The 3,571-nt window shown below is 60.9% G+C and carries 2 protein-coding genes and 3 pseudogenes; 3 read left to right on the forward strand and 2 right to left on the reverse strand.

The window, feature by feature from the left end; all coding sequences use genetic code 11:
• From ACIGCK_RS14745 to ACIGCK_RS14755, 3 genes and pseudogenes are all read left to right on the forward strand, one after another.
• A partial coding sequence (locus ACIGCK_RS14745; RefSeq protein ID WP_396667001.1) for a sulfate permease occupies positions 1-312 on the forward strand: 312 nt, incomplete at its 5' end.
• Between the two features lie 780 nt (positions 313-1,092).
• Positions 1,093-1,956, forward strand: a complete 864-nt coding sequence (locus ACIGCK_RS14750; RefSeq protein ID WP_396667002.1) for an IS110 family transposase — start codon at positions 1,093-1,095, stop codon at positions 1,954-1,956.
• A 12-nt stretch (positions 1,957-1,968) separates the two neighbouring features.
• Positions 1,969-2,235 (forward strand): annotated as a pseudogene (locus tag ACIGCK_RS14755) (transposase); the annotation flags it as partial.
• A gap of 61 nt (positions 2,236-2,296) precedes the next feature.
• Here ACIGCK_RS14755 and ACIGCK_RS14760 read toward each other — a convergent pair.
• Together ACIGCK_RS14760 and ACIGCK_RS14765 are read right to left on the reverse strand one after the other, a co-directional pair.
• Positions 2,297-3,140 (reverse strand): annotated as a pseudogene (locus tag ACIGCK_RS14760) (ISL3 family transposase); the annotation flags it as partial.
• Positions 3,133-3,291, reverse strand: a pseudogene (locus ACIGCK_RS14765) (IS3 family transposase); the annotation flags it as partial. The pseudogenes ACIGCK_RS14765 and ACIGCK_RS14760, both read right to left, overlap by 8 nt.
• Positions 3,292-3,571: the final 280 nt, after the last annotated feature.

Consider the following 3,571-nt stretch of genomic DNA (forward strand, 5'->3'; position numbering starts at 1 on the left):
ATGATCAGAGCCGCATGGAACTTCGGCGTTTCCATTCATGCATTCCTGCAGTACGCCCCCACGAATCTGATCACCCGCCGCCTGCGCGGCGCGCATGGCCTGTCACGAGCAGCGATCGCACTCATTCTGGCCGCTACCTACCTCTTCGCCGCCGAAATCTGCTTTACCCTTCGCGACAACGGCGGTCCTGCGTGGATCGCATTCCTCGGGCTGCTGATGTTCTGGAACGCGTGCAAGTTCGGATGGTTGTTCCTGCTCACCCCAGTCAGCATCCTGCGGAGAGCGATCGCCCGTCGTCACGCGCGGAGCTAGGTGCTCGTGCTGCAGGCGGGGAATGCGCACCCCTGATAGTGGTGATGATGGTGCCTTCCCGCTTGAACGCTGCTGCCGCGATGTCATCGCCGTCGACAAGCTTGCCGATGTGAGTGCCGTCGTAGATCGTTCCGCACCGACAGAACGGGCTTCGCGCCTGCAGTATCGCGTGGGTGATGCCGTTCTGAGCAGTGAGCTATGCGCCCGCTTGTGCTCTAGCAACGAACGGCTTCGTGACGTCCTCGCCTGAGCTGGTGGCGCTGCATGCGGTGCCGGCCAGCACGTCGCGGTCATCGCCGTCTGTGAGTTCCGCGGGAGGCCCCGGGGCGGGGAGCCCATGGTACTGTTCCGCACACGCGGGGAGAGCGCGCGTCAAGATCTCGACTGGACGGGCGAGAGTCGACGGCTCCCGTGAAGGGCAGCGACCTCTTTTGCGCTAACCGCAACGTGCATCTGACTCGGGCTCGGCAAGGTAGAAGCGGAGTCCGAAAACCCGTCCGTTTACTCCCCGTGGACGTCCGTAAACATCCAGGGATAGACTGAGCCCCAGGCGGCACCTGCCGCCTGGGGCTCAGTAAATCACTGGGCTCGGAGACCGGGAGTACGGTCCTGAACACCCCTCCGATTCACACGCCGTAGTAGAGCCTGGATGGAGGGGTGAGTTATGGGATTCGTGAAATGTTGCCCTCGAGCACGTGCGTCAGACTCCGGATATCTCCCGATCCTCTCCAGTGGCAGCCGTCGCTTCCTTCACCCAATACTGAAGGAAGGAACCCGATCATGGAAGTCATTCACGAGCGTTGCGCGGGCATGGACCTCTCTAAACGCGACGCAAAAGTGTGCATCAGAGTCCCCGGCACCAGGCCAGGCTCGTACACGAAGAAAGTCACTGTCCACGGGGCGATGACCCGGGATATCGCTCAGCTGCATGATCTCTTGAAACTACAACGGGTGACCTTGGTGGTGATGGAAGCTACTGGGGATTATTGGAAACCGTTCTACTACGGGCTCGAGGACGACCTGAACCTCATGCTCGTGAATGCTCGCCACGCGAAGAACCTCCCCGGCCGGAAAACTGATGTGTCTGACGCGCAATGGCTCGCAGAGCTTGGGGCTCACGGGCTCGTGCGTGGCTCCTTCATCCCATCCTGGCCGATACGAGACCTGCGGGATCTCACGCGTCAGCGCACCCTGAACACCGGGAGTCGGACACGTGAGATTCAACAGCTTGAGAAACTGATCGAATCAACGGGCATCAAGTACACGTCGGTTGCGTCGACCACGCTCGGGGTCTCTGGGCGCGCGTTCTTGGAAGCGCTCATTGATGGGGAACCCAACCCCGAGTACCTCGCGAACCTCGCCAAATGGCGGCTCCGCATCAAAGGGGAACAGTTACGTCTCGCGTTTCAGGGGAACTTCACCGCGCATCACGCGCTCCTTGCGCACATGCATCTCGAACGAATCGACGGCATTGATGCTCACATCGAACAGTTAACCGAGCAGATCAGCCAGAATCTTGATGCCGCCGGGATTACCTGGGCCAGAGATCTGATCGCAACGATCCCTGGGATCAAGCACGTTGGGGCTGAGAACATCCTCGCTGAGATCGGCGCCGATATGGTTGCGTTCCCGACCGCCGCGTAACTCGCCTCCTGGGCAGGTGTGTGCCCAGGCCATCACGAGTCAGCGGGGAAAGTCAAGCATGTGAGAACTCGCCCTGGGAACGCCTACCTGAAAGGAGCACTCGGGATCGCAGCTCAAACTGCCGCCCGAAAGAATGGCTCGTTCTTCCAGAAGAAGTATCAACGCCTTGCTCCCAGACGTGGACCAAAACGCGCGCTGGTCGCGGTCCAGCACTCACTCATCATCGCGATCTGGCATATCCTCACCAACGGAGAACCCTATCGAGCACACGCAGTCTGAACATCAATACCGACCATCAGCGGCGGGGGAACATCTGCCGTCGCTTTAGCACGCCCACGAATCACCGCATCTTCGCGTCAGGGTGTAGGAGCGGCCTGAATCCGCGGGCCTCGAGGAGTGATCTTGCGATGTAGTGGGTCAGGTTCCGGAAGCCGAGTGCGGATCCGCGGAGGTGTTCGAGTCGCCCGTTGAATCGCTTCGGTTGGACCGTTAGATGCCCTGGGATGATCGAAGTACGCGAGGATGTCTGCCCGGCGTCGATCGTAGGTGTACGCGAGTTTGCGGAGCTCAACAAACCAGACAGGTGTGGTCGCTTTCAATGTATCGATGAGTTCACGTAGCCGCTTCCGCCTGAGCCCGCTGTTCTTCTCTCGATACGCGGCAACGACTTGCTGATAGACCCGCCACGCCCGCCACACTTCCGCATGACGGGGATCAGCGAACACGGCCTCGAGTCGGGCCTGCTGCTTCTCCGTCAGGAACGCTTCCCCGGTGCGCAGCACTTTTTTCCGGGTCGCGTAGAGCGGGTCGCCGCGCCTCCCGCGATGCCCGAGGGTTTCCTGCTGCACCCGCTGCCTGACCCGATCGAGCGCATCGCCGGCGAGCTGAACGACATGGAAGGGATCCATCACCTCAGTAGCGCCTGGCAAATGCTGCTTCGATGCAGTCTTGAACCCGGTGAACCCATCCATCGCGACAACCTCGATCACATCCCGCCAGGCCTGGGATCGTGCGGCCAGCCAATCGGAGAACACTTGCTTCGAACGCCCCGGAACCATGTCAAGGAGCCGGGCAGGCCCACGTTTCTCTCTGACAGGGGTGAGATCGATGATCACCGTCATGTACTTGTCGCCCCGACGGGTATGCCGCCACACGTGCTCATCAACCCCGATCGTGGCGGATCCAGGTCCGGATGGTCTCCGGGTACCCGATGCTGAGCATCTGCGCGGTCGTGGTCATCGCGGCGTACTCGCTCGGATAGTCGGGCCGCAGCTCGGCGACCATGCGGACAGCGCGCTCACGAAGCTCGCGCGGATACTTACTGGGACGTCCCATGAGACAGATCCTTCCAAGGAATCCTGTCTCCGGACATGCCGGGGGGAGTCAGAGCCCCTTTACCGAGGTGCAGTGGGTGACCATGCGATCCGACATCGCACCGTACCCGTATTAACTCGGCAGGAGTTGATTTCTGCGTGGTCGATCTGATGCGGGTGAGGGAGGGAGCGGCTCGATGAGAGCTTGGGGGGTGCCCCTATGAGGTTTGTCAAGCCGCGAGAGCGGTCTCTGACCTGGTTTTGGGTTGGTAGATGCTGCCGGTTCTGAGCATCGCGTAGAG

The sequence above is a fragment of the Microbacterium sp. NPDC078428 genome (assembly GCF_044542535.1).
GTDB classification, from domain to species: Bacteria; Actinomycetota; Actinomycetes; order Actinomycetales; family Microbacteriaceae; genus Microbacterium; species Microbacterium limosum.